The organism is Kribbella sp. NPDC048928 (assembly GCF_043197975.1).
Taxonomy (GTDB): domain Bacteria; phylum Actinomycetota; class Actinomycetes; order Propionibacteriales; family Kribbellaceae; genus Kribbella.
Genome location: NZ_JBICUC010000008.1, coordinates 302,005 through 325,189, shown reverse-complemented (window position 1 = coordinate 325,189; position 23,185 = coordinate 302,005). Strand labels below are relative to the sequence as shown.

Below are 23,185 nucleotides of genomic sequence, written 5' to 3'. Positions count from 1 at the left end.
CTCCTCGCTGCAGTTTCTGCCTGCACCGATCCGATCACGTCACGGCAGGTGATCGCCCCCGTAACTACCCCAGTCCGGTCCCCGGGATCCGGTAGAACTCGCGGGCGGTCCGGGAGTAGATCGCGTCGCGGTCGCTGTCCGAGAGGTCAGCCAGCGCGTCGGACAGCGAGGCGAAGACCCGGTCGTACCCGCCGAACGCCGTGGAGATCGGCCAGTCGCCGCCGTACATCAGACGGTTCGGGCCGAAGACCTCCAGCGCGCGATCGACGTACGGCTGGATCGGCTCGCCGTACAGGCCGGAGATCTTCGCGTACACGAGTGGGTTCTGGGCGGCGGTCTCGATCAGGCTCCACCACGGTTCGCGGTCGGGTTCGCCGATCGGCGGCTTCGCGAGATGGTCGATCACGATCCGCAGGCCGGGGTGCCGTTCGGACAGCGTCGGCACGTGTTCGAGGTGACGCGGCAGTACGGCGACGTAGTCGAACGTCACGCCCGCGTCCTCGAGAACGCCGAGACCCTCGTCGACGTCCGCCCGCAGGATCCAGTCCGGGTCCGGGAGGTCGTGGATCAGGTTGCGGATGCCGACCACTCGCGGGTCCTTGCGCAACTCCTCGAGCCGCTCGGCCGCACGCTCGGGCCGATCGAGCGGCACGTACGCGACGATCGCGGCGACCTCGCTCGCGGCCACCTCGAGCATCAGGTCGGTGTCGCGGTCGTCGTCGTCGGACTGCACGAGCACGGTCGCATCGACACCGTTGCGGACCAGTTGCGGCCGCAGTTCCTCGAAGGTGAAGGTCCGGTTCCACTGCGGGACCTGCGGACCGAGCCAGCGGTACGGCGAACGCTCCAGATCCCAGACGTGCTGGTGTGCATCGATGATCATGCCGGGCCTCGCTTGTCGACCAGGTACAGGTGGGTGAGGACGAGAACAGTCTCCGCGCGCTGGTTGGTCACGGTCACCAACTCATGAACGTACCCGTGGGTCTCGGCCATCCGCTTGTGGTCGGCCTTCTCGGTGATCTCCGCGGTCACCGTGATGGTGTCGCCGATGAACACCGGCTTGATGAAGCGGATCTTGTCGTACCCGTACGACATCGCCCGCGGGTTGATGTCGCCGGCCGTCATCCCGACCGCGACCGACAGGATCAGCGTCCCGTGCGCGATCCGCTGCCCGGCCGGCTGGGTCGCCATCCACTCGGCATCCATGTGATGCGGGAAGAAGTCGCCCGTCTGCCCGGCGTGCAGCACGATGTCGGCCTCGGTGATCGTACGGCCGACCGTCGACCGGCTCTCACCGATCGCGTAGTCCCCGAACCACCGCTCCGCTACCTTCATCGCTCCCCCAGCAGTCGCTCGGCCAGTTCGCTCGCCCGTCGGACCAGCTCGGCATCGGTCAGCTCGCCGCGCAACGCTGCGGTCACCCACGGCGAGACGACGTCCTGGAACTCCATGTAGCCGGCCGTCCGCGGCCGTACCCACGCGCCGTCGAGCGTCCGACGCGTCCCGCGGAAGAAGTCCCACGAGTCCTCGTTGAGCCGGTCGTCGTCCCAGGACGATGCGTACCCGGGCTGCCCGCCCGCGTCGTAGTACACCCCCGATTGCACCTGCGGCGAGGCCAGCCAGATCGCGTACGCCCGAGCCGCGCCGACATCCTGCGAGTACGCCGAGACCGCGATCCCCGCGCCGCCGAGCTGCGACCCGGCGACACCATCCGGTCCGGCCGGGATGTCGACGTACTTGAGCCGATGTGGTCGGAACCCACGGCGGGAGTAGTTCGTGTACCCGTACGCGAGCGGCACGTACACCCACTGCCCGTCCCCCGCGAGCGCCTCGGCCACCTCGATCGGGTTGGCCGCGAGGCACCACTCGGGCACTCGCTCCGCGAGGCGGTGCATCAGGTCGAGTACGGCAGCGGCATCGTCCTCGGCGAGGAAGCGTCCGGACTCGGCTGCTACCGGCTTACCGCGGTTGGCGGCGAGGGTGCACAACGTCGAGTACGCATCGATCGGCTTCGCGGGCCACAGCACGCGGCCCTCGTCGGCCAGCTCCAGTACGGCGTCCCAGTCCGTCGGTGGATCTGCGAGCAGATCCGGCCGGTGGACGGCGACCTGTGCGGCGGAGTCGGTGGCGAGACCGTACTGGTGACCTTCGTGCGCGTAGGACGCGTGACTGTTGCCTACGGCATCGGCTGCGAGGGCGGTCAGCTCGGTGTCGTGACCGGCACCGTCGAGTGGCGCGAGAACGGGCGCGGCCAGTGGGACGTGCGGATGGTCGATCACCAGCAGGTCGTACCGGGAGGCGAGCCCTTCCAGCGGTTCGTCGGCGAAGGCCTGCAGTGAGCGGTACTCCCAGTGCACCTCGACGCCGGTCAGCCGCGCGTACTCCTTCGCCGACGCGACCTGGCAGTCGTACCCGCGTGGGTGCTCCCACGTCATGCCGCGCAACGTCGTCATGCGATCTCCTCGTGTTCGCCGAGCCGCGGCGCCGGGCGTGGGTTGAGCAGCCGTTCGCCGTCGATCCGGATCGGGCTGCGGGTGGTGATCAGGTCGAGGCCGTCGCGCTTGATCTCCTGCGTCATCGCGATCGCCCGGAAGCCGTCGTGATCGACGAGCTCGTCCAGCGTCAGTACTGGTGCACACCACACGTCCTCGGCGTCGAGGACCGCCAGCCACTCGTCGCGGGTCCGCGCCCGGAGCCGGTCCGACAGCAGCTCCTCGATCTCCTCCTGCCGGTCCCACCAGTCTTGCGGATCGGTCATCGCGGCGACCTCCGGCAGCTCGAGCAGGCGGCCGATCACGGGCACCGGGTTCATCGCGATCGCCAGGTAGCCGTCGCTGGTCGGATAGATGCCGTACGGCGCCGGCAGGAACGCGTGCGCCGAGCGGATCCCTTTGCGCCGGACCTCGATCGACGGGTCGTTCAGCCGGGTGGTCAGCAACTCGAACTCGAGGTCGAGCAGCGCTTCGAGCAGACTCGTCTGCGTGTGACCACCGCGGCCGGTACGGAACCGGCGGACCAGCAACGCCGTGATGCCCTGCGCGAGATGGCAGCTGGCCAGGTGATCGGCGACGGCCAGCCCGACCGGCACCGGCGGGTCGTCGCGGGACCCGTTCAGCCACGGCAGCCCGGCGATCGACTGGGCGAGCAGGTCCTGCCCGGGACGATCCTTGAACGGGCCGGTGTCGCCGTACCCGCTGACGCTGCCGTAGACGATGCCCGGGTTGAGCTCGCGCACGGTCTCGTAGTCGAGGCCGAGGCGCTCCATCACGCCGGGCCGGAAGTTCGACACCACCACGTCAACCTCGGCAACGAGCGCGCGGACGCGAGCGAGGTCGTCCGGGTCCTTGAGGTCGGCGACCAGGCTCTCCTTGTTCCGGTTCATCGTGTGGAACGACATGCTGTCGTCACCGACCATCAGGCCCGCGAACGCCAGCCGGCGGCCCGCGTCACCGCTGCCCGGACGCTCGATCTTGATCACGCGGGCGCCCAGGTCGGCGAGCCGGAGCGCGGCCACCGGCCCGGCCAGGAACTGGCTGAAGTCGAGCACGGTGATCCCGGTCAGGGGAAGTTCCGTCACCTCTTGGTCCTCTCAGGTCTTCGGTCGCCTCGGGTCTTCGGTCGCCTCGGGTCGCCGGTCGCGGGGTCAGGCGTCGTACGGGGGCGGCTCGCCGCCCTGCGCGGCCGAGGCATAGGCCGCCTCGACGACCGCCATCGTCCGGAACACGTCCTCCACCGAGGTCGGCAGCGACGGGATCGAGCCCTCGAGGGCGCGCTGCAGCACGCTCATCGACCCGATGAACGCATCCGGGAACCACGACCCCTCGAACGGCACCGGCCGCCAGCCCTCGTCCAGCCGGTCGTCGGTGACGAGCTCGAGCCGGTCCTCGCCGCCGCACGGATAGTCGAGCAGCAGCCCGAGCTGCACCCGGACGGCACCCTTCGTGCCCTCCCATTTGATGTAGCTCTCCTCGTACCGTTCACCGAAGTGGTGATCGTGGTTGGTCGACACCACGACCCGCACCGGGCGATCGCCGTACGTCAGCGCGATGTCGGACCGGCTGTTCGCGTGGGCCTTCTCCGGGTGCCGCACGGTCACCGCTGAGACACCGGTCGGATCGCCCAGGAACGAACGGATCAGGTCCAGGTAGTGCACGCTGTGCATGTTGATCTCGAGCCGGTCGAGCTTCAGGACGTACGGGAACATCTCCCACGGTGTCCGTACCGACACCCGGATCTCGAAGTCGTACAGCTCACCAATGATGCCGTCGGCAATCAGCTTGCGCGCGACCGCTACGTACGGCGCGAACCGGAGCTGGGTGTTGACGGCGGCGATCATCTGTTTGCGCCGTATCACCTCACGAGTTCTGATGCCTTCGGCAAGGACGTTGCCGAGCGGCTTCTGGAGCAGCACCGCGGCGCCGTCCGGGAGCTGTTCGAGCACGTCGATGTGCGCCTCAGGCGGGAGAGCGATGTCGTACACGGCGTCGGCCGGGGCTGCTGCGACGGCGGCAGCGACCTGGTCGTACACCTGGGGTATTGCGTACTGGTCCGCCAGGGTCTGTGCACGATCGAGTTGGAGATCGGTGATGCTTGCGACCTCGAAGCCGGCCTTGCGGTACGCGGGCAGGTGCGCGTCGCGGACGATGCCGCCGGCGCCCACGAGCACGATCGGGCGCGGGCTGCGCGGCAGGGCCGGCGTGTAGCCGGGGTGCGGGTCGAACTCTCTCATCATCAGCCTTTCACCGCGCCGACCGTCTCGCCGCGGATCAGGAAGCGTTGCGCGCCGAGGAACACGGCCAGCAGCGGCAGCATCGAGACGAACGTCGCCAGGGCGAGCTGCGGCATGTAGAGCTTGACGTCCAGGCCGGCCGCGACCGTCGGGTTGAACAGCGGGCTCGCGCCGATCAGCTGCTGCAGGCCGATCGAGACCGTTTGGTTGTTCTGGTTCGAGGACAACAGCGCGAGCGGGAGGAAGAAGTTCGTCCAGTTCGCGACGAACGCGAAGAACGCCACCAGGACGACGACCTGCTTGGAGATCCGCAGTCCGATCCACCAGAACACCGACACCTCGCCCAGCCCGTCCAGGCGCGCGGCCTCGACCAACTCGCGGGGCATCGTGGTCAGGTAGTGGATGTACGACAGGTAGACGCCGAACGGGAAGAACCCCATGATCAGCGCGACCGGCCAGAGCTGGCCGACGGCGCCGACCGCGTTCACCTCGAGGAACAGTGGGATCACCAGCACGGTGTTCGGCATCACCATCGTGATCAGGGTGATCATCAGCACCGCGCGGCGGGCCCGGAAGCGCAGCCGCGCCATCGCGTAACCGGCCGGCAGCGCGGCGATCACCGCGAGGATCGCACCGCCTGCCGCGACGATCAGCGAGTTCGTCAGCCAGCGGGTGAACAGTCCGCCCTGCGGGCCGAAGCCGTTCACCTGCGACCAGCTGTACCGGAAGTTGCTCCAGGCAATGTCCCCGAGGCCGAGGAACCCGCCGGAGCTGTTCGAGACGCCGTCGTTGGAGCGGAACGCCATCGCGACGAAGCCGGCGATCGGCAGCAAGAAGATCGCAGCGACGAACAGCATCGACACCACTCTCGCCAGCCGTCCGGCGCTCCAGCTCTCGATGCCGGTCATCAGCTGTCCTCCTTGCCGAACAGGCCGCTGCGGAAGACGATCAGCAGTCCGATGCCGAGCGTGATCACGAGCAGGATCAGCGACATCGCCGCCGCGGCCGGGAAGTTGTAGTTGCTGAAGGCAAACGCGTAGCCGAGCTGTGTCGGGGTCCACTGGTCGGGCAGGGCATTGCTCGCGACCTGGTCGAGCAGCTGCGGCTCGAGGAACAGCTGGAACCCGTACGCCAGGTTCATCAACGCGGCGTACCCGATCCACGGCCGGATGATCGGCAGCTTCACGTGCCAGGCGAGCTGCCACGCATTCGCGCCGTCCAGGGCCGCCGCTTCCAGGGTCTCCTCGGAGATGCCGTTCAGCCCGCCGTTCACGACCACGATCCAGGACCCGACGCCCTGGAAGAACATCATCGCGGTCAGTACGAACGGCAGGTGTCCGGGCGACGCGACCGCCTGCTTGATCGTGTCCACGCCGACCGCGTGCCAGAAGCCTTCGATCGGCGATTGGCCCGGGTTCAGCAGGTAGACCCAGAGCACGAAGTTCGCGATGCCGGCCAGCGCTCCGGGGATGTAGTAGACGAACCGCATCGCGGCGCCGAACCGGCCCGGGCTGGCGTGGATCAGCAGCGCCAGGCCGACGATGCCGATCATCATGATCGGCAGCCAGATCACGAGCGTCGCGAACACGTTCTGGAACGTGTCGACGAAGCGGAAGTCGGTGAAGACCGTCTTGAAGCTGGAGACCCCGCCGAACCCGGTGGTCGGGTCCAGCGGCGTCGGCGGCTTCTCCAGCGCGGTCTTCAGCGCGTAACCGACCGGGATGATGCCGCCGACGAGCAGCAGGACGACGTACGGCGACATCAGGATCCAGGCGCCCCGGCTCTCGCTGGAGCGCGACATGCGGGAGGCCACCTACTTGACCGTGTAGCCCATGGCCTTGGCCTGCTTCACGAGTTCGTCACCGAACCCGCTCCAGACCTGGTCGACGGTCTTGCCGGACGCAAGGCCCGCGGCGACCGTCTCGGTCCACACGCTGCCGGTGTTGTAGAGCATGTAGGAGTGGTCCGGCACGACGAAGGCGTTCGCACCCTTCATCGCGTCGAAGGTCGCCTTGTTGTCGGCGAAGTACCCCTGCTTGGCCTGCTTCGCGGCCCAGGCGTCCTGCGCCGGACCGTACGCGGGGAGTCCGGTGGACAGCTCGACCTGCCACTTGGGGTCGGTGGCAACGAACTTGGCGAAGGTCAGCGTGTTCTCGAGCTCCTTGCCGGTGATGTGCCGGGAGACGCCCCACAGACCGCCGCCCTCGTTGCCCGTGGCCGGCTTGTCCTCGCCCTGCCAGCTCATCGGTGCGACGGCCGTCATCTGACCGGCGGGAATCTTCCAGGTCTGGCGGAACAGGTAGTCGCCCCACCAGGCCGCGCCGGGGCTCATCACCAGGTTCTTGCCGACCTTGGCGGCGTCGGCGTCGAAGATGCCGAGCGTCGAGATCGCCTTGGCCTGCACGAGTTTCGCGAGCAGGTCCTTGGCCCGGGTGCACTTGGCGTCGTTGAGGTCGATGTGCACCTCGGTCTCGGACTGGCGCGCGTTCGTCGGGCAGCCGGAGGCCCACAGGTACCGGTCGGGGGCGTACGCGTCACCGCTGAAGCCGCTCAGCTTGCCGGGGTGTTCCTTCGCGATCCGCACTGCGAGGTCGCCGTACTCCTCCCAGGTCTTCGGGACCTGGTAGCCGTACTGGGTGAAGAACGCTTTGTTGTACCAGAAGACGTCCGGCGCGGCGTCGTTGCGCAGGCAGCGGATCTTGCCGTCGATCTTGCAGGGCGCGATGACGGCGTCCTCGTAGCCCTTGATCACGTCGGGGACCTGGTCGGTCAGGTCGGCGGTGTAGTTGACCTGTGCGCCGGAGGCCCAGGCGATGTCGTCGTTCGACGGGAAGAAGATCGCGTCCGGCCAGCCCTTGCCGGCCTGGTTGAACTGTGCGAACTGCTGCTGCAGCGACTTGCCGCCGACGGTCCCGTCGATCTGGTTGACCGTCGTCTTGATCTCCGGATGCGCCTGCTGGAAGGCCTTCGCGGCCGGCACCCGCGGCGGATCGACCCAGACCGTGATCGCGCCTCCGGAGTCGGTCTGCTTCGCATCGCCGCCGGCGCCGGCGGGTGTCGACGAACCACACGCGCTCAGCAGAGCGGTCGCGCCCAGGAGGGTCGCGACGGCCAGCGTACGCACAGCCCCGGGGCGGATACCGGGTGACTTCATGACGGACTCCTTTGACCACGTCCTGCATCTGCTCAAACGTTAGAGCAAGCACGCTAGACCGCAGGTGGCAAAATGGTCAATCGTTTGAGCACGAACTTTTGCACAACCCCCACAAAAGGCCCCCTCGCCAGGGATCCGGGCGAGGGTGGTGTGGATCAGCGAGTGGGGGGTGCGGTGGACTCGCGGACTACCAGCTCGGGAGCTGGATCGGTGACGACCTCGTCGGAGGTTTCGCCGGTCTCGATGCGGCGGATCACGCTGCGCACCGCCGTACGTCCAACGGCATAGAACTGCATCCTGACCGCGGTCAGCGGCGGCCACGTGTTCTCGGCGGTCCACGAGTCGTGGACCGTGACGACCGACAAGTCCTCCGGGACGCGGATCCCCAGCTTGCGCGCCTCCCCCAGCAAACCGACCGCGGCGTTGACGTTCGCCACCACGATCCCGGTCGGCCGCGGGTCGAGCTCCATCAACCGCCGCAACGCCGTACGCCCGTTGTCGACGGTGTAACCCACCCGGGTCTCATACCCCTTCGGCACCCGCACCTTCGCCGTCGCAAGCGCCAGCTTGTACCCGGTCCGCCGGCGCTTGGCCGTGAACGACCGCGGAAGCCCATTGGCAAAGGCGATCCGCTCATGCCCAAGCTCCAGCAGATGCTGCGTAGCGATCAGCGCACCGCGATGGTCGTCCAGCGTCACTGATCCGACGAACAGCGGGCTGGCAGAGTTCACCAGGACAATCGGCGCCTGCGTGGACAACAGGTCATGCAGCCCGGCCGGCGTTACGCCGTCGCCGATCTGCAGCGCCATGCCGTCGACGCGCCCCTCGCCGATCAACCGCGCGATCACCTCGCCACCCGGCCGTAAGTCGTCCGACCGACCGAGCAGGACCGTGTATCCACGCTCCGTGGCCTCGTCCTCCGCACCGTGCATCAGCTCGGTGAACAACGCGTTCGTGATGTCCGGGACGACCAGCCCGACAACCTGCGTACGCGCCGACTTGAGCGCGCGACCCGCGAAGTTCGGCCGGTAGTTGAGCTCGCTCGCAGCATCCACGATTCGTTGCCGCGTCGCCGCACTCACGCGCGAGTCCGGTGCGTCACTGAGCACCCGAGACACCGCGGAGATCGAGACGCCGGCCCGCGCCGCGACGTCACCCAGGGTCGCCATGCCGCCCACCCTACTCACGCCCCGCCCCCACCTGCCCCCTCGACACCGAACTCGCCCTCCGCCCCCACATGTCCCTGGGCTCCGAGCCGCGGAGCCGCCCGCTGACTGCGGAGCACCTCACCGTCGATCCGGATCGGACTCCGCGTCGTCATCAGCCGCAGCGGCGCTTCCCCCGCAACAACCGGCGGCCGCTCCACCACCTGCGTCATCCCAACAGCCGCAAACTCCGGCGACGCCAGCAGCTCCCCCAGAGTCCGCAACGGAGCACACTCAATCCCCCGCCTCCCAAGAACCTCAACCCAATAAGCCGTACCGGCCGTCCGCAGCTGATCAACCAGGTCCTCAGGACCCTCCAACCCGTCAAGACCTGCGATCGCCAGGTAACCGTCCGCCGTCCGATAAATACCCGCGACCGCGGCTGGGTGTGGGGGTTGGGGAGTTTGGGGGTTCAGGTGCGCGGTGAGGCGTTCGGACTGGAGGTCAAGCATTGCCTCCAGCAGGCTGGACTCGATCAGACCGCCCTGGCCCGTGCGCGCCTTTCGCACCAGTAGCGCAGTGACGCCCTCTGCGAGGTGACAGCTCAGCAGGTGATCGGCGAGCGACAGCCCGACGGTCACCGGACGGTCCGCGCCGCTCACCCACGCAAGCCCCGACACCGACTGCGCCAACAGATCCTGCCCCGGTCGCCCCGCCCACGGCCCCTCAGCCCCATAGCCCGACGCAGCCGCATACACGAGCCCCGGATTCAACTCCCGCACAGCCTCATAGTCGAGCCCCAGCCGCTCCATCACCCCCGGCCGGAAGTTGTGGATCAACACGTCGGCCCCAGCGACCAGACGCCTCACCTGCTCAAGATCCCCCGGATCCTTCAGATCGGCGACGACCGCTTCCTTGTTCCGATTCATCGCATGGAACGACACCGTGTCCTCGTCGGCCCATCGCCCCGCGAACGCGAGCGTCCGCCCGATCTCCCCCGTCCCCGGCCGCTCGACCTTGATCACCCGGGCCCCGAGATCGGCAAGCCGCAACGCCGCCACCGGACCTGCCAGGAACTGGCTGAAGTCCAGCACCAGCACCCCCGCCAACGGAAGCTCCGCAGCCAGCATCCCGACCCTCTCCCCGTACGACCAACCTGCTCAATCGTTTGCGCAAACGATAGGCGGCCGAACTCGGCACAGCAACCCGGCGTGTCGCCCGAACTCTTCTAGACCAGAATGCGTCTGACCCCGCACAACGTCCCTCGCCCGGGCCGTTGTCACTTCTTCAGGGGGAGAAAAATGATCCGACACCTGGCCGCCGCAGCAGCCACCGGAACGCTACTCATCACCGCCATCCCAGCCGCCCAAGCAGCCACCGCCGATTCCACCACCCGCACAACCTGCACGAAGCACGTACTCAGCCTCCCGCCCGACTCCCTGCCCGGCTCCAGCCAGGTACGCACAGCGGACCCCTCCGGCCGCTACGTCCTCGGCGAGGCGAACCGTGAAGGACGCACCCAGTCGCACGCGGTGCTCTGGGTGAACGGCGTACCGCGCTGGCTCACCTCTCAGACGGAAGGCGAATCGTTCGCGTACTCGGTGACCGAGGACGGCTCCGTACTCGGCAGCACGTCCAGCCTCACCAAAACCGACTACTGGATCTACTCGATCAGCACCAACTCCTACAAGATCCTCCAGCTGCCGGCCGACCTGCAGAGCAGCCTGCTGACCGGCATGAACAAGAATCACGACATCCTCGGCGTGGCGTGGGACAACTTCGGCCACGGCGTCCCGTACATCTGGCGGCCCGGCAGTGCGCCGCAGTTGCTCACGGTCCCGGCCGAGCTGTCCGTCGACGCCATGGATCACATCTCCGACGAGGGCCTAGTCATCGGGCGGCTCAAGCTCGCGGACGGCAACACCACGAGCTACCTGTGGAAGTCCGCGACCGCCGAGCCCGTCCGGCTGCCGGGCAAACACGAGGACACCGTCTGGGCCCGCGACATCGAGGGCACGACGATCGGCGGCCAGGAAGGCTTCGCCGAGGACACCGCCGGCCTGCTCTGGAACACCCGGAACAACCGCGTGAAGGAGGTCGCCCGGGGCGTCATCGACCTGAACTCCGACCGTGACGCCGCAACCGAGGGTCTCTGGGGGCCGATCGGCGACTACCCGTCGATGATCATCAGGAGCGACGGCACCAAGATCACGTTCCCCGGCGGCACCCAGCTGCAGCACATCTTCGAACGCAACACCCGCTGGACCGCCGGCGGCTACGACGTCAGCACCGGCACCCTCGAGCCAACCCTCTACCGCTGCCGCTAGTTGCCACCAGCAACCTGTCCGGCACCTCAGCCACCGCGCGGGTGCCGGACAGGTCGCGCACGTCTCCTGCCGATCAACCACAACCCACTCAACACGATCCCGCCCGCCGTGATCGCCCCCACGGAGAACCGCGGAGGGGCATAGCGCGTGCCTGCATCAGGCGAATGCGCCCCGAGCTCATTTCTCTCCGGGTCACCAGAGATGTTCGTCAGCGACGCCCTCTGGCTCCCGAAGGTCACGTCCTCGGTCTCGATGTAGCCGCCATTCCGTCGATCGCGTACCTACCCGAGTGCGACACAATTTGATGGGTCTGCCAGCCAAAGGCGGGGTTGTCCACCGTGGATACCGGTGCGGAACCCCCCATTTGACTGGCAGACCCATCAAATTGACTGGCCTGCCCAGCAGATGGGGCGGGTGCGGGCGCGGGGCTGGGGTGGGCGGGCCCGGGACGGGACGGGACGGGACGGGACGGGACGGGACGGGACGATCGTCCGCTCTCTCACATCGGGCAGCGGAGTGCGCTGATCTGTCGGCGGCGACCGATAAGGTCTCGGGGTGGATGTTGGGGAGCGTATTCAGGAGCTTGCTGATCGGATCGTCGTACTGCGGGACGCCTACTACCGGGGGTCTCCGGTGGTGGCCGATGCGGAGTACGACGCGGTCGAGGACGAGCTGCGGGGGCTGATCGAGAGCAATCCGGAGCTGGCTCCGGATCCGAACCCGCTGGACCAGGTCGGCGCGCCGACGGTCCTGCATGCCCCGGTGCGGCACTCGCGCCCGATGCTCTCGCTGGAGAAGGCGACCCGCCCCGAGCAGGTCGAGGCGTTCTTCGCGCGCTTCCCGGGGCAGTCGGTGGTCGTGATGCCGAAGCTGGACGGCCTCTCGCTCGCGCTCGTCTACGAGAACGGGCAGCTCGCCCGCGCGGTCACCCGTGGTGACGGTACGACCGGCGACGACGTCACTCCCCTGGTACGTGCGCTCGCGGACGGCGTCCCCGCCCGCCTCGACGTACCGGACCGGATCGAGGTACGTGGTGAGGCCGTGATGCTGCGCTCGACCTTCACGGCGTACAACTCCGCGCACCCCGACAAGCCGCTGATCAACCCGCGGAACGCGGCCGCCGGCACGCTCCGGGCGAAGGACGCGGCCACCGTCGCCGAGCGACGGCTCCAGTTCCTCGCGTTCGACCTGCTGACCGACCGCGAGAGCACCGACGCCGACCTCGAGCGCGCCCTGCAGACGATGGGCTTCACGGTCGCGGACATGCGGCACTGCGCCGACGCGGCCGCGGCGCAGACGGCGATCTCCGCGATCGAGCAGCAGCGCAACGAGCTCGACTACGACCTGGACGGTGCCGTACTGCGGCTCGCCGATCGGGACGCGTTCGCCGCCGCGGGGACGCGATCCAGTTCGCCCCGCGGTGCCCTGGCGTACAAGTTCGCCGCCGAGGAGAAGACGACCCTGCTCGCGGACGTCGTGTGGGACGTCGGCAAGATCGGTAAGGTCGCCCCGGTCGCGTGGCTCGAGCCGGTGTTCGTCGGCGGTACGACGGTCACCCGCGCCACGCTCGCGAACCAGGAGGTCATCCGCGCCCGCGACATCAAGATCGGCGACACGGTGCTGGTTCGCCGCGCCGGTGACGTGATCCCGTTCGTGGCCGGCGTCCTCGACGCGTCGAAGCGCACCGGCGCCGAGCGGGACATCGTGCCGCCGACCGTCTGCCCGTCGTGCGAGCAGCCGCTGATCGAGCAGGGCAACAGCCGTGAACTCTTCTGCACGAACGTGTCCTGCCCGGCCCAGACCGTACGGCGCCTCATCCACTGGGCGTCCCGCGCGGCAGCGGACATCGACGCGATCGGTGGCGTCTGGATCGAACGCCTCGCCGAGGCCGGCATCCTGGAGAGCCCGTCGGACTTCTACCACCTGACGGCCGAGCGGCTGCTCGAGTTCGATCGGATCGGCGAGGTGTCGGCCGCCCGGATGATCGAGTCGATCGACACCAGCCGGCAGGTCGGCCTGCGCCGCGCGCTGATCGGCCTCGCGATCCCGATGGCGTCCGAAGGCACGGCGGCGCGCCTGTGCCGGGCCGGTTTCGAGTCGCTCGAGGCGGTCGCCGACGCGGGTGTGGACGGCCTGGTCGCAGTCGAGGACATCGGCCCGAAGGTCGCCGCCTCGCTGATCGAGCACCTGACCCGTCTGCAGCCCGAGCTGGAACGACTCCGTGCAGCCGGAGTGTCACTCGACGTACGCGAGGAAGACCTGCCACCGGTCGTTGCCGCCGGCGCCCCGCTGGCCGGCAAGACGGTGGTGGTCACCGGCGCGATCAGCGACCCACGGTCCGGGGAGAAGGTTGCCCGGCCCGCCTTCCAGCGACTGTGTGAGAAGGCCGGGGCAACGATCGCCTCGTCGGTCTCGGCGAGCACCGACCTGCTGATCACCGGCGCGGACGTCGGCGCGTCCAAGCTCACCAAGGCGGACAAGCTCGGCGTCACCGTCGTCGACCAGTCCGAGATCTGGCAGCAACTGCAGTCCGCGGATCTGCTCCGCTGATCGAGATCGGCGGCGTACGCTCTGGGTTGAGACGAGCAGCGTGCCCGAGGGGGGACCATCGTGAGCCAGTCCGCGACCCAGCCGGACAGTCCGGAGTATCCCGACAACATCGACGCGGCCGTACTGAAGATCGCCGGCGTCGTGGTGCTGGGGGCGATCATGTCGATCCTCGACATCACGGTCGTCAACGTCGCACTGCCGACGTTCCAGGACGAGTTCGGTACGCCGCAGAGCCCGATCGCGTACTCCACGGTCGCCTGGACCGTCACGGCGTACACGCTGGCGCTCGCGACCGTGATCCCGCTGACCGGCTGGGCTGCGGACCGGTTCGGGACCAAGCGGCTCTACATGACCGCGATCTTCCTGTTCACGGCCGGCTCCGCGCTCTGCGCGACCGCGACCAGCATCGACATGCTGATCGTGTTCCGCGTCCTGCAGGGCCTCGGCGGCGGCATGCTGATGCCGCTCGGCATGACGATCATGACCCGCGCCGCCGGGCCGCACCGGATGGGCCGGCTGATGGCGATCCTCGGCGTACCGATGCTGCTCGGGCCGATCCTGGGCCCGATCCTCGGCGGCTGGCTGATCCAGGTCGCGAGCTGGCACTGGATCTTCCTGATCAACGTGCCGCTCGGCGTGATCGCGCTGGTCTACGCCCGGTTCGCGCTCGCCAAGGACACCGCGCACCGCTCGGAGTCCCTCGACCTGCTCGGCGTGGCGCTGATGTCCCCCGGGCTCGCGCTGTTCCTGTTCGGCGTCTCGTCGCTGCCCGCCAAGAACGGTGACTTCGGCGCCCCTCGGGTCTGGGTCTCGGTCCTGCTCGGGGTCCTGCTGATGCTGGCGTTCGTCTGGCACTCGTTCCGGCCCGAGCATCCGCTGCTCGACCTGCGGCTGTTCCGGAACCGCAACCTGACGATCTCGATCATCACGATGTTCCTGTTCGGCGCGGCGTTCTTCGGCGGGCTGCTGCTCGTGCCGACGTACTTCCAGCAGATCCGTGGCGAGTCCACACTGCACGCCGGCCTCCTGGTCGCGCCGCAGGGCCTCGGCGCGATGCTGACGATGCCGATCGCCGGACGCCTGGTCGACAAGGTCCCGATCGGGCGGATCGTGCCGTTCGGGATCGCGCTGATCGTGATCGGCATGTTCGGGCTGACGCAGATCTCCGCGACCACGTCGTACGGAGTGATCATCGCGATGCTCGTGGTGATGGGGCTCGGGATGGGCGGCACGATGATGCCCCTGTTCACGTCGGCGCTGCGGACGTTGTCCGGACCGCAGGTGGCCCGCGGGTCGACCCTGCTGAACATCACCCAGCAGATCGCTTCGTCGTGTGGTGTCGCGACCATGTCGGTGATCCTCACCAACCACCTCAACGACTCGCCGATCATCCCCGGCACCCAGAACGTGCCGGGCCTCGGCGGTGGTCTGCGCGAGACGCAGGCCGCCATCCTGTCCAACACCCGCCCGGAGAACATCACCCAGCTGCACCTCGACCCCGCCGCGGTCGGACGCGGCCTCGTGGATGCTGCCTCGTCGTTCGCGCACACCTACTGGGTCGCGTGGGCGCTGGTGTTGCTCACGCTCGTACCGGCCGTGATGCTGCCCCGCAAACGCGAGCAGGAACAGATCGCCGAACAACAAGCCGCTGTCGACTAGACCGTCAGCGTCACCACCCAGCGGTGCGGTGAGATCGGTCGCGTACGAGTGAACCCGTAGCGCTCGAACGCGGCCATCGGACCGGTGTGCAGGAACGAGCCCGACACCTTGCGGTCGTCGGTCTCCTCGGGATACCCCTCGACGACTCCCCCACCAAGCTTGGCGATCTCGGCGAGCGCCCCGCCGAGCGCGGCATCCGCGACACCGCGCCCGCGCAGCCCCTTGCCGGTGAAGAAGCAGGTGATCCGCCAGTCCGGCAGCGCGACCAGCTCCTTGTCGTACAACCGACGGCTCTTGATCAACGGCACCTCCTCGGGCGAGCCGAACTGACACCAGCCCAGGCAGCGGTCGCCGTCGAACACCAGTGCGTTGTGCGTACTCCCGGCGCGCACCCGCTCTTCCTTGTCTGCCCGGTTCTGCTCAGCGGTACGGTCCTTGCCGAGCTTGACGTGAAACCCCATGCACCAGCAGCCGCCCCAGACCCCGTTGTTCGCCTCCGCCAACTCGGCGAAGGCAGGCCAGGTCTCCTCCGTCAGCATCCGCACCGCGTAGCCGTCGCTCATCGGTCCTCCCGTCGTCTACCGCCGACCGTAGCGGTGGGTCCGGACAATTCGCTTGCATGCAAGCTTGTATGCTTGATGCTCGTGACCGAGATTGCGGCGGCGGAGCGGGCGTATCTGGTGCTCAAGGAAGGCATCCTCACCGGCGACGTACGCGGCGGGGACCTGTTGAGCGAGGTCGAGGTCGGGACGCCGCTCGGCATCAGCCGTACGCCGGTGCACGAGGCGTTCCTGCGCCTCCAGGCGGAGGGCCTGCTGAGGATGGTGCCGCGGCGCGGAGCGGTCGTCGTACCGGTCGAGCCGGGTGAGGCGACCGACGTTCTCGAGGTACGGCGGGCGCTGGAGAGTGCGGCCGTGCGTCGGCTTGCGTCCGGAGCCGACCGGCCTGCTCTACGCACGACGCTCGCCGGGCTCCTCGAGACACAACAGACACTTGCCGCGGCCGGCGACGTACCTGGGTTCGTCGTGGCGGACGAGCAGTTCCACAGCGCGATCGTGGCGGCGAGCGGGAACGCGCTGTCGATCCGGTTCTACGAGACGCTCGCGGATCGGCAGCGGCGGATGGCGCTCAGCTCGATCGGTACGCGGACGGAGCACCTCGGTACGTTGGTCGCCGAGCATCGCCGACTTGCCGAGCTTGTGGACAGCGGCGACGCGGACGGCTTCGACAAGTCGCTGACTGCACACCTGAGCGCGACGCACGCGGCATTGCTCGGCGGCGCCCGGTGACCGCTGCGCCATCTGGGACGGGCGCGATGGGTGCGACGACTGCGACGCTGGATCGGGCGTCGACTCGTGCGTGGTGGCCGGCGGGGCTCGCGATGCTGGTGATCGGGTGGGGTGGCAACCAGTTCACGCCGCTGCTGAGCGTGTACCGCGACCACGGTGGATTCTCCCAGCTCGACGTCGACGTCTTTCTCGGCGCATACGTCGTCGGTCTCGTACCAGGGCTGCTGATCGCCTCAGTGCTCTCGGACCGCTTCGGACGCCGGCCGTTGATGCTGATCGGACTCGGCTCGTCGTTCCTGGGCAGCGCGCTCCTCGGACTGGGCGATGTCGTCGGCTATCCCGCCCTGTTCGCCGGACGCGCGCTGTCAGGTGTCGCGGTCGGCATTGCGATGGCGGTCGGTACGGCGTGGGTCACCGAACTGTCCCCGTCCGGCACGGGCGCCAGGCGTTCGGCTGTCCTGCTCACCATCGGATTCGCCGCAGGACCCGCGTCTGCGGGCATCCTCGCCGAATGGACCACGCCCGCTCTGGTCTGGCCGTACGTCGTCCACCTCGCGCTCTGCGCCCCCGCGATCCGGCTTGTCCTCACCACGCCGGCCGAGTCAAGCCGGTACGACGGTCGCGTCCGCCTGCGTGTACCGCGCCGCTTCTTCAGGGTCGTACTGCCGATGGCGCCGTGGGTCTTCGGGTCCGCCGGTGTCGCGTATGCGATCGTCCCGCAGGTCGTCGACGGTGCACTGGGGCGCTGGGCGTTGCTGTTCACGTCCGCCCTCACAGTCGCCACCCTCGTCACCGGCGTACTCGTCCAACCCCTGGCGCGCTGCCTCGACCACCACTCCAGTGCACGCGCCGTCGTGGTCTCGATGGGCCTCATGACAATCGGCATGGCACTCGCAGCCCTCACCGCCGTCGTACGCCGCCCATGGCTCGCCGTACCGGTCGCCCTGGTACTGGGAGCGGCCTACGGCATCGCAGTAGTGTCCGGCCTCCTCGAAGTACAACGCATGACACCGCCAGAGCACCTCAGCGCCCTCACCGGCATCTACTACGCCCTCGCGTACATAGGCTTCCTACTCCCAGCCCTACTGGCGTTCCTGGCCCACTGGTTCCCCCTCCCCACAATGCTCACCACAGTCGCCCTAACAGCCCTCACCTGCACTCTCCTGGTGAGTAAGTTCAGTCAACATGACACCTGAAGTAGTACATCGCAGCCTGCACGAGCAACCCGTCCTCCGAAGCCGAGGGCTGTGGAACCCCACAGACCCGGAATCCGGCGCCGGGGCGGCCTTCCGGGACGTCAACGCGGAGGTCGATCGTCAAGGACTCACGAGAGCGGGCGCGGTCTACGTCTGTCTCGGCGAACTCACCGCCGACGGTCTCGTGCCTGGTGAGGCAGTGGTTCCGGTGGACCGTCTCGGCGAGTCAACGGAGGCGATCGAGGCGCTGACCCTTCCTGCCACGGAGGCGCTCTCGGTCGTCTATCGCGACGACATCCACCTCACCGCAGGTGCTGCGGTGAAGCAGCACCTGCGGCAGTACGCTCAGCAGGAGGGACTCGTGCTCGACGGTGAGCCCCGGTGGACCTACTACACCAGCCCAGACTGGGACCTCGAGCCGAACGACCATCTCATCGAGCTCCTCTGGCCTCACTGATGTTTGAGGACGATCGTCACGCGGCTCGTGCCCTGCGGTAGGTGGATGGTGCCGGCGGCCTGGTTGATGGTTGCCGAGTGCACCGAGACGTTCGCGATGTTGTTGCGCAACGCAGGCAGCTCGATGCTGTAGCCGGTCGGCCGTCTCGTGTCGCCGCTGAACTGGATCGTCACGGTCTTGCCCGCGGTGGTCAGCTGGTAGCCGAGCCGCCCGCCGTTCGTGGTCGGGTAGCTGTCCAACCCGATCTTCTTCCCGTTCCCGCGCAGCCACTCGTCCGGCACGCCGCGCCCGATGATGACCGTACCGTCGGCCTTCTCCGCGATCAGCGAGTCGAACAGCACCTTGGTCGCCGTCGACTGGCCCCACATGTGCTGGTTCGAACCGCCACCACCGCGCGCATGATCGATGTCCCACGGCGACGTCGCGCTCGGGTAGTCGACGCCCTCCCACCAGCCGTATGGCCCGCTCATGCTCTGGTCGATCATGAACTGGTACGCCTTGATGCCAAGGTCGCGGTACTGCTCACCACGCAGCGCTGCGCTCCCGTAGCCGGCGTTGTACGCACTCGAGAAGTACCCGTGCGGGTACCCGCCGAAGTTGTAGATCGTGTCCGAGACGTCCTTACGCCGATCGAACCCGTGCGTGTAGGTCGCGTCGATCTTGTCGAACATCGTCCCGGTCTGCTCCGCGCCGAACAGGTACCCGTCCCACGCCCACCGCCCGAACAGGAACATCGACGCCCAGTTCGCGTCCCGCGGATCCTTCCGCGGACCGGTCTCGTTCGGCTCGACCATCGAGATCGGGATGTAGTCCAGGTTGAACTCCCGCATCGTCTGGTTGATCCGATCGGTCGCCACCTTGAGCAGGTCGTCGTACTGCGCCTTCGCCCACGCCGCCTCACCGGTCTCGCCGAGCGCCGTCGCCAGATAGCGGTACGTCGTGAGGCCGGTCAGCGCCGCCCAGTTGTCGATCGTCCAGTACCCGTGCGAGTCGATCGCGTCGGTCGCCTTGATGATGCCCTTGCCACCGTCGATGCGATCGGTCTCGACCGTGTGCGTGTTCTTCTTGATCGTCTCGAACCGGCTGCGGATGAAGTCCTTGTCGCCGGTGCGCTGCAGATAGAGCGCGTACGGCCACGAGTACTTCCACTTCGCGTCGTCGTACTGCAGTTGGGCCGGCAGCGACGTCAGGTAGTCCTTGGCGTAGGTGAAGTCGCCGATGGTGAGCAGCGTCGACACGATACCGATCGTGTCGTGGTCGAACATCTCGTCGTACCCGTTCTCACCGACGTGCAGTTCCTTCGTACCGTTGATGTCGTCACGGATGATCAGCGTGTAGATGTAGCCCGCCTTGTACGCGTTGATCAATCGTTTGTCGGGCAGTTCGGTGATGTTCGCGATCGCCGCCAGCCGGTTGTTCCAGTACTGGCGCATGTGACCGTAGTGCTCGTCGAACCCACCGAGCTGCTTCAACTGGTCGACGATCGGCCAGTCGTACGTACCGTCGAAGCGGTCCGCGGCGACGGCGTAGTCACGGACGACCGTCTTGCCGGCGCCGATCGTCGTACCGGCGTCGTTGAGCGGCGTCAGCAGGCCGGAGACCCGCGGCAACCGGGCCTCCGATGCCGTCGTGTTCTTGACCGTCATCCGCGAATACGCAACCTCGAAACGGTTGCCGTTGACAACGGCCAGGTCGGAGAAGTTCTCCACCTTGATCTGCAGGCCGTCCTTCGCGTACTCACTGATGAAGGCCGGGAGGTACCCCTCCGCGTTCGACCACTTGATCTTGCCCGGGATGTTCGGCACGCCGAACGTCACCATCGCGTCACCCCGGCTGCGCAGCCGGTAACTGCCGTCGATGAACGCGATCGGCGCGTTCAGGTCGCCCTCCCAGCCGAACGATGACGTCAGCCCGGGATTGGTCACGTAGCTGTACTGCGCATTCGCCGCCGACGACACCGCCTCGTCGAGAGCCGCCCTGGTGAACGTGTACGCGAGCCGCAGGTCGTCGCGCTGAACACTCGCGTCCGCGAGGATCGCCTTCGCCGACGCGATCTCGTTGTCCAGCTGACGTTGCGCCGACTCGCTCGCCGCGTACACATCGGCGGCCGCGGCCTGATCGATGACGTTCTGCGTCAGCTGCCGGTACCCGTCGGACTCGGTTCCGGCCAGCGCCACGCCCGCGAGCGTAACGTTGCCTGAGGCATCCGTCTTGCGAGTCAGTTGCGCGCTGACCCGGGCCTCGTCGCCGGCCGCGAGATTCAGTTCGAAGAGCTTCGTCACCGACGGATCGCTGCTGACCAAGTCGGTGTTGACGTACGCCGGAGTCGCGGAGCCGTTCAGGTAGACGGAGATCGTGGCCGCGGACCGCCACACGCCGGACGTGAAGCGCAGCGTACGGCGCTCAGCTGCCGCCGGGACCGTCAGGTCGTACCCGTACGGATCGGTGAGGTCGACGCCGGTGTTCGCACCGTTGGCGAAGAAGATCCCGCCGTGCCGGGTTCCCGCCTCGGACGCGGTCGGCGTGCCGTTCGTCCAGGAATAGCTGACCGCGTTGTCGTTCTGCGCGCCGATCGTGCCACCGGCCTGCCGGTTCGTGACCGCGAGCCGCGGAGTCGAGTCGGGTACGCCGGCGCGACGGTTGATCGTCGATCCGTCGAGGTGCATCCAGTCCGTCGTGCCGTCGGCCGTCAGGCTCATCGAGACCGGCGCAGCGGTCGCTGAGAAGCCCGAGTCGGCCCCGGTCGTCGAGAGTGCAGCAGCCATCAAAGACAGGTTACCGGCGGCTTGGAGCTTGCTCGCGAACCTTCCCGTGACGACGACGCCCTCCCCCGGCCGGATGGTCACGGTGTAGCGCTTCACGGCCGCCGTGCCGCTGGCATTGATCTGTGTCGTGTAGACGCCGCGCCCGTCGCTCCCGCTGACGGTCACCGCGCCGGTCGCCTGCCAGATCCCACCCACGAACACCAGGCGTCGCGGTGAGTCCGCTGCCGGCACTGTGATCCGGTATCCGGCGTCGTGCGCGGTCGTGTCCCCTACGGTCGTGGTGTCGTAGTTGTAGACACCTCCCGTGGTCACACCGCCCGCTCCGCCGTCCCACGAGAACGCAACAGGGCTGTCGTCAAGCGTCGTACGCCCACCGTCAGGATTCAGGTCGTCGACAGCCAGCGCCTGCGGCACGCCGGCCTTCCGGTCGATCCCCGTACCGGTCACGTGCACCCAGTCCAGGTCGCCGTACGCCGAGAGGTCCATGGCGCCGGCTGTTCCGCGGCCACCCGGGAGGTTCTCGACGTTGACCACGAACGGGTCGGCCGGCGGGGCGGCGGCCGGCGCTGCTGCGGTGGAGATCACTGCGGTCACCACGAGAGCTCCGGCGGCGACCGCCGCGAGCAATCCGGTTCCGTGCCTCATCTTGTGTCCCTTCGGCCTGGAAGGCTGGAGTCGCGGACGATCAGTTCTGGTTCGAGCAGTACGTGCTGCGGGTTGCGGGGGTCGCCGGCCATCAGGTTGTCGACGGCCGCGACCAGTTGCCGTCCGACCTCGTCGATCGGCTGCCGCAAGGTGGTCAGTCCCGGACTCACCAGGGCGGCCGTCGGCGAGTCGTCGTACCCCGTGATCGCGACGTCGACGCCTGGTCGCATCCCGCGCTCGTGAAGCGCGCGCATGACACCGAGTGCGAGCGTGTCGGACGTACAGACGAGAGCGGTGGCGGGGCGTGGCGCGTCGAGCATGCGGTGTGCGGCCTGGCGACCGTTCTCGAGCGAGTCGGCGACGGCTGCCTCGAGGTCCGTGTCGAGACCACGCTCGCGGCAGGCGTCGAGCCAGCCCTCGCGGCGGTCCTGGCCGAGCTCGGAGTCCTTGGGCCAGCCGATGTGGCCGATCCGGGTATGCCCCTGGGCTGCGACGTGCGCGGTTGCGGCACGCAGCCCGGCCCGTCCGTCGACGTCGACCCACGCCACGTCCGCATCGCCGTCCCACGAACGCCCGAACGACGCGAACGGCACGCCCCACGAGCGCAGCGCGGCGACCCGATCGTCGTTGCGGTGCGTCTCGGCCAGTACGAACGCGTCGATGGACGTCTTCTTCAGCAGATCCCGGTATGCCTTGATCTCGCCGGCAGGGCCGTCCTCGGCGTGACAGAGGATCAGGTGGTAGCCGGCCTCCACCGCGGACGCGTTCAGTACGTAGAGGAAGTCGTCCATCAGCATGGACGCCTTGTCGGGCCGGGCCGGCCGCATCTTGAATGCGATCAGCGACGAGCTGCGGATCCGGAGGGCCCGCGCGGAGAGGTTCGGCTCGTACCCGAGCTCCTCGACGGCCGCCAGGATCCGCTTCCGGGTCTCCGCAGCGAGCCGGTCCGGGTTGTTCAGAGCATTCGACACCGACTGCGCCGAAACCCCCGCACGCCGTGCCACCTGAGCCAACGTGACGTGCCCGTGCGGCACCGGGCCGCGCCCGACCGCCTGTGACTCCCGCTCCACGACCCATCTCCTCTCGGCGGCAGATATTAACGTTAAAAGCCGTGTGAGCAAGCTACTGAGCCGCAATCCGCAAGTCAAGACGTCGTCGTCCTTCAAGACTTTTAACGCTAACCATCGCCGTGGCCGAGTTATCCACAGCGCGAAAGTTGGTCGTTCCGGCGATGCCCGATCGCCGTACGTTCTTGGGCAAGGAGGTGCT

19 protein-coding genes are annotated in these 23,185 nt (G+C 68.0%); 6 read left to right on the top strand and 13 right to left on the bottom strand.

The features are described from left to right. Window positions 1-64 precede the first annotated feature (64 nt). The 10 genes from ACGFI6_RS32245 to ACGFI6_RS32200 all read right to left on the bottom strand — a co-directional run bounded on the left by ACGFI6_RS32245 (window position 65) and on the right by ACGFI6_RS32200 (window position 10,158). On the bottom strand, window positions 65-883 hold the full coding sequence (locus ACGFI6_RS32245) for an amidohydrolase family protein (protein WP_393125284.1): 819 nt from the start codon (window positions 881-883) through the stop codon (window positions 65-67). Next, a complete protein-coding gene (locus ACGFI6_RS32240; RefSeq protein WP_393125282.1) occupies window positions 880-1,335 on the bottom strand; it encodes a MaoC family dehydratase in 456 nt (151 codons plus the stop codon). Before ACGFI6_RS32240 ends, ACGFI6_RS32245 begins: the two co-directional genes overlap by 4 nt. Continuing rightward, complete coding sequence (locus tag ACGFI6_RS32235; protein ID WP_393125280.1) at window positions 1,332-2,453, bottom strand: sugar ABC transporter substrate-binding protein; 1,122 nt, start codon at window positions 2,451-2,453, stop codon at window positions 1,332-1,334. Before ACGFI6_RS32235 ends, ACGFI6_RS32240 begins: the two co-directional genes overlap by 4 nt. Further along, on the bottom strand, window positions 2,450-3,577 hold the full coding sequence (locus ACGFI6_RS32230; protein WP_393125278.1) for a CaiB/BaiF CoA transferase family protein: 1,128 nt from the start codon (window positions 3,575-3,577) through the stop codon (window positions 2,450-2,452). Before ACGFI6_RS32230 ends, ACGFI6_RS32235 begins: the two co-directional genes overlap by 4 nt. A gap of 66 nt (window positions 3,578-3,643) precedes the next feature. After that, complete coding sequence (locus ACGFI6_RS32225) at window positions 3,644-4,732, bottom strand: Gfo/Idh/MocA family protein (RefSeq protein ID WP_393125276.1); 1,089 nt, start codon at window positions 4,730-4,732, stop codon at window positions 3,644-3,646. Next, a complete protein-coding gene (locus tag ACGFI6_RS32220; RefSeq protein ID WP_393125274.1) occupies window positions 4,732-5,637 on the bottom strand; it encodes a carbohydrate ABC transporter permease in 906 nt (301 codons plus the stop codon). Before ACGFI6_RS32220 ends, ACGFI6_RS32225 begins: the two co-directional genes overlap by 1 nt. Continuing rightward, window positions 5,637-6,530: a carbohydrate ABC transporter permease gene (locus tag ACGFI6_RS32215; RefSeq protein WP_393125272.1), complete on the bottom strand. Its 894-nt coding sequence runs from the start codon at window positions 6,528-6,530 to the stop codon at window positions 5,637-5,639. Before ACGFI6_RS32215 ends, ACGFI6_RS32220 begins: the two co-directional genes overlap by 1 nt. A gap of 12 nt (window positions 6,531-6,542) precedes the next feature. Then, a complete protein-coding gene (locus ACGFI6_RS32210; protein ID WP_393125270.1) occupies window positions 6,543-7,883 on the bottom strand; it encodes an ABC transporter substrate-binding protein in 1,341 nt (446 codons plus the stop codon). A 155-nt stretch (window positions 7,884-8,038) separates the two neighbouring features. Continuing rightward, entirely contained in the window at window positions 8,039-9,052 is a 1,014-nt protein-coding gene (locus ACGFI6_RS32205) for a LacI family DNA-binding transcriptional regulator (RefSeq protein WP_393125268.1), read from the bottom strand. A gap of 14 nt (window positions 9,053-9,066) precedes the next feature. Next, entirely contained in the window at window positions 9,067-10,158 is a 1,092-nt protein-coding gene (locus tag ACGFI6_RS32200) for a CaiB/BaiF CoA transferase family protein (RefSeq protein ID WP_393125266.1), read from the bottom strand. A 171-nt stretch (window positions 10,159-10,329) separates the two neighbouring features. Here ACGFI6_RS32200 and ACGFI6_RS32195 point away from each other — a divergent pair, with 171 nt between their 5' ends. The 3 genes from ACGFI6_RS32195 (at window position 10,330) to ACGFI6_RS32185 (ending at window position 15,564) form a co-directional block, all read left to right on the top strand. Then, entirely contained in the window at window positions 10,330-11,355 is a 1,026-nt protein-coding gene (locus ACGFI6_RS32195) for a hypothetical protein (RefSeq protein WP_393125264.1), read from the top strand. Window positions 11,356-11,910: 555 nt separating this feature from the next. Next, window positions 11,911-13,905 carry an NAD-dependent DNA ligase LigA gene (gene ligA, locus ACGFI6_RS32190; RefSeq protein ID WP_393125262.1) on the top strand — a complete coding sequence of 665 codons (1,995 nt, stop codon included), beginning with the start codon at window positions 11,911-11,913 and terminating at the stop codon, window positions 13,903-13,905. Between the two features lie 60 nt (window positions 13,906-13,965). After that, window positions 13,966-15,564 carry a DHA2 family efflux MFS transporter permease subunit gene (locus ACGFI6_RS32185; RefSeq protein ID WP_393125260.1) on the top strand — a complete coding sequence of 533 codons (1,599 nt, stop codon included), beginning with the start codon at window positions 13,966-13,968 and terminating at the stop codon, window positions 15,562-15,564. On the opposite strand, the gene ACGFI6_RS32180 is transcribed toward ACGFI6_RS32185, so the two are convergent. Continuing rightward, window positions 15,561-16,127 (bottom strand): GNAT family N-acetyltransferase, encoded by a 567-nt coding sequence (locus ACGFI6_RS32180; protein ID WP_393125258.1) that lies wholly within the window; start codon window positions 16,125-16,127, stop codon window positions 15,561-15,563. The genes ACGFI6_RS32185 and ACGFI6_RS32180 overlap by 4 nt on opposite strands. A gap of 81 nt (window positions 16,128-16,208) precedes the next feature. Between ACGFI6_RS32180 and ACGFI6_RS32175 the strand changes: the two genes are divergently transcribed. From ACGFI6_RS32175 to ACGFI6_RS32165, 3 genes are read left to right on the top strand one after another with little or no spacing between them, the layout of a single operon-like run. Next, window positions 16,209-16,853, top strand: coding sequence for a GntR family transcriptional regulator (locus ACGFI6_RS32175; protein WP_393125256.1), 645 nt, complete (start codon window positions 16,209-16,211; stop codon window positions 16,851-16,853). Between the two features lie 26 nt (window positions 16,854-16,879). Beyond that, window positions 16,880-18,049, top strand: coding sequence for an MFS transporter (locus ACGFI6_RS32170; RefSeq protein ID WP_393125254.1), 1,170 nt, complete (start codon window positions 16,880-16,882; stop codon window positions 18,047-18,049). After that, window positions 18,039-18,506, top strand: a complete 468-nt coding sequence (locus tag ACGFI6_RS32165) for a hypothetical protein (protein WP_393125252.1) — start codon at window positions 18,039-18,041, stop codon at window positions 18,504-18,506. The genes ACGFI6_RS32170 and ACGFI6_RS32165 overlap by 11 nt, the downstream gene beginning before the upstream one ends. Here the strand turns inward: ACGFI6_RS32165 and ACGFI6_RS32160 are convergent. Both ACGFI6_RS32160 and ACGFI6_RS32155 read right to left on the bottom strand, forming a co-directional pair. Next, complete coding sequence (locus ACGFI6_RS32160; protein ID WP_393125249.1) at window positions 18,500-21,916, bottom strand: sugar-binding protein; 3,417 nt, start codon at window positions 21,914-21,916, stop codon at window positions 18,500-18,502. The two genes, ACGFI6_RS32165 and ACGFI6_RS32160, sit on opposite strands and share 7 nt — an antisense overlap. Then, on the bottom strand, window positions 21,913-22,986 hold the full coding sequence (locus ACGFI6_RS32155) for a LacI family DNA-binding transcriptional regulator (protein WP_393125247.1): 1,074 nt from the start codon (window positions 22,984-22,986) through the stop codon (window positions 21,913-21,915). Before ACGFI6_RS32155 ends, ACGFI6_RS32160 begins: the two co-directional genes overlap by 4 nt. Window positions 22,987-23,185 lie beyond the last annotated feature (199 nt).

Bases quoted from the DNA above. Each gene is read 5' to 3' on its own strand.
- ACGFI6_RS32235 (WP_393125280.1), bottom strand. From the start codon at position 2,453: ATGACGACGTTGCGCGGCATGACGTGGGAGCACCCACGCGGGTACGAC.
- ACGFI6_RS32240 (WP_393125282.1), bottom strand. From the start codon at position 1,335: ATGAAGGTAGCGGAGCGGTGGTTCGGGGACTACGCGATCGGTGAGAGC.
- ACGFI6_RS32225 (WP_393125276.1), bottom strand. From the start codon at position 4,732: ATGATGAGAGAGTTCGACCCGCACCCCGGCTACACGCCGGCCCTGCCG.
- ACGFI6_RS32220 (WP_393125274.1), bottom strand. From the start codon at position 5,637: ATGACCGGCATCGAGAGCTGGAGCGCCGGACGGCTGGCGAGAGTGGTG.
- ACGFI6_RS32170 (WP_393125254.1), top strand. From the start codon at position 16,880: ATGGGTGCGACGACTGCGACGCTGGATCGGGCGTCGACTCGTGCGTGG.
- ACGFI6_RS32165 (WP_393125252.1), top strand. From the start codon at position 18,039: ATGACACCTGAAGTAGTACATCGCAGCCTGCACGAGCAACCCGTCCTC.
- ACGFI6_RS32160 (WP_393125249.1), bottom strand. From the start codon at position 21,916: ATGAGGCACGGAACCGGATTGCTCGCGGCGGTCGCCGCCGGAGCTCTC.
- ACGFI6_RS32195 (WP_393125264.1), top strand. From the start codon at position 10,330: ATGATCCGACACCTGGCCGCCGCAGCAGCCACCGGAACGCTACTCATC.
- ACGFI6_RS32245 (WP_393125284.1), bottom strand. From the start codon at position 883: ATGATCATCGATGCACACCAGCACGTCTGGGATCTGGAGCGTTCGCCG.
- ACGFI6_RS32210 (WP_393125270.1), bottom strand. From the start codon at position 7,883: ATGAAGTCACCCGGTATCCGCCCCGGGGCTGTGCGTACGCTGGCCGTC.
- ACGFI6_RS32215 (WP_393125272.1), bottom strand. From the start codon at position 6,530: ATGTCGCGCTCCAGCGAGAGCCGGGGCGCCTGGATCCTGATGTCGCCG.
- ACGFI6_RS32180 (WP_393125258.1), bottom strand. From the start codon at position 16,127: ATGAGCGACGGCTACGCGGTGCGGATGCTGACGGAGGAGACCTGGCCT.
- ACGFI6_RS32205 (WP_393125268.1), bottom strand. From the start codon at position 9,052: ATGGCGACCCTGGGTGACGTCGCGGCGCGGGCCGGCGTCTCGATCTCC.
- ACGFI6_RS32200 (WP_393125266.1), bottom strand. From the start codon at position 10,158: ATGCTGGCTGCGGAGCTTCCGTTGGCGGGGGTGCTGGTGCTGGACTTC.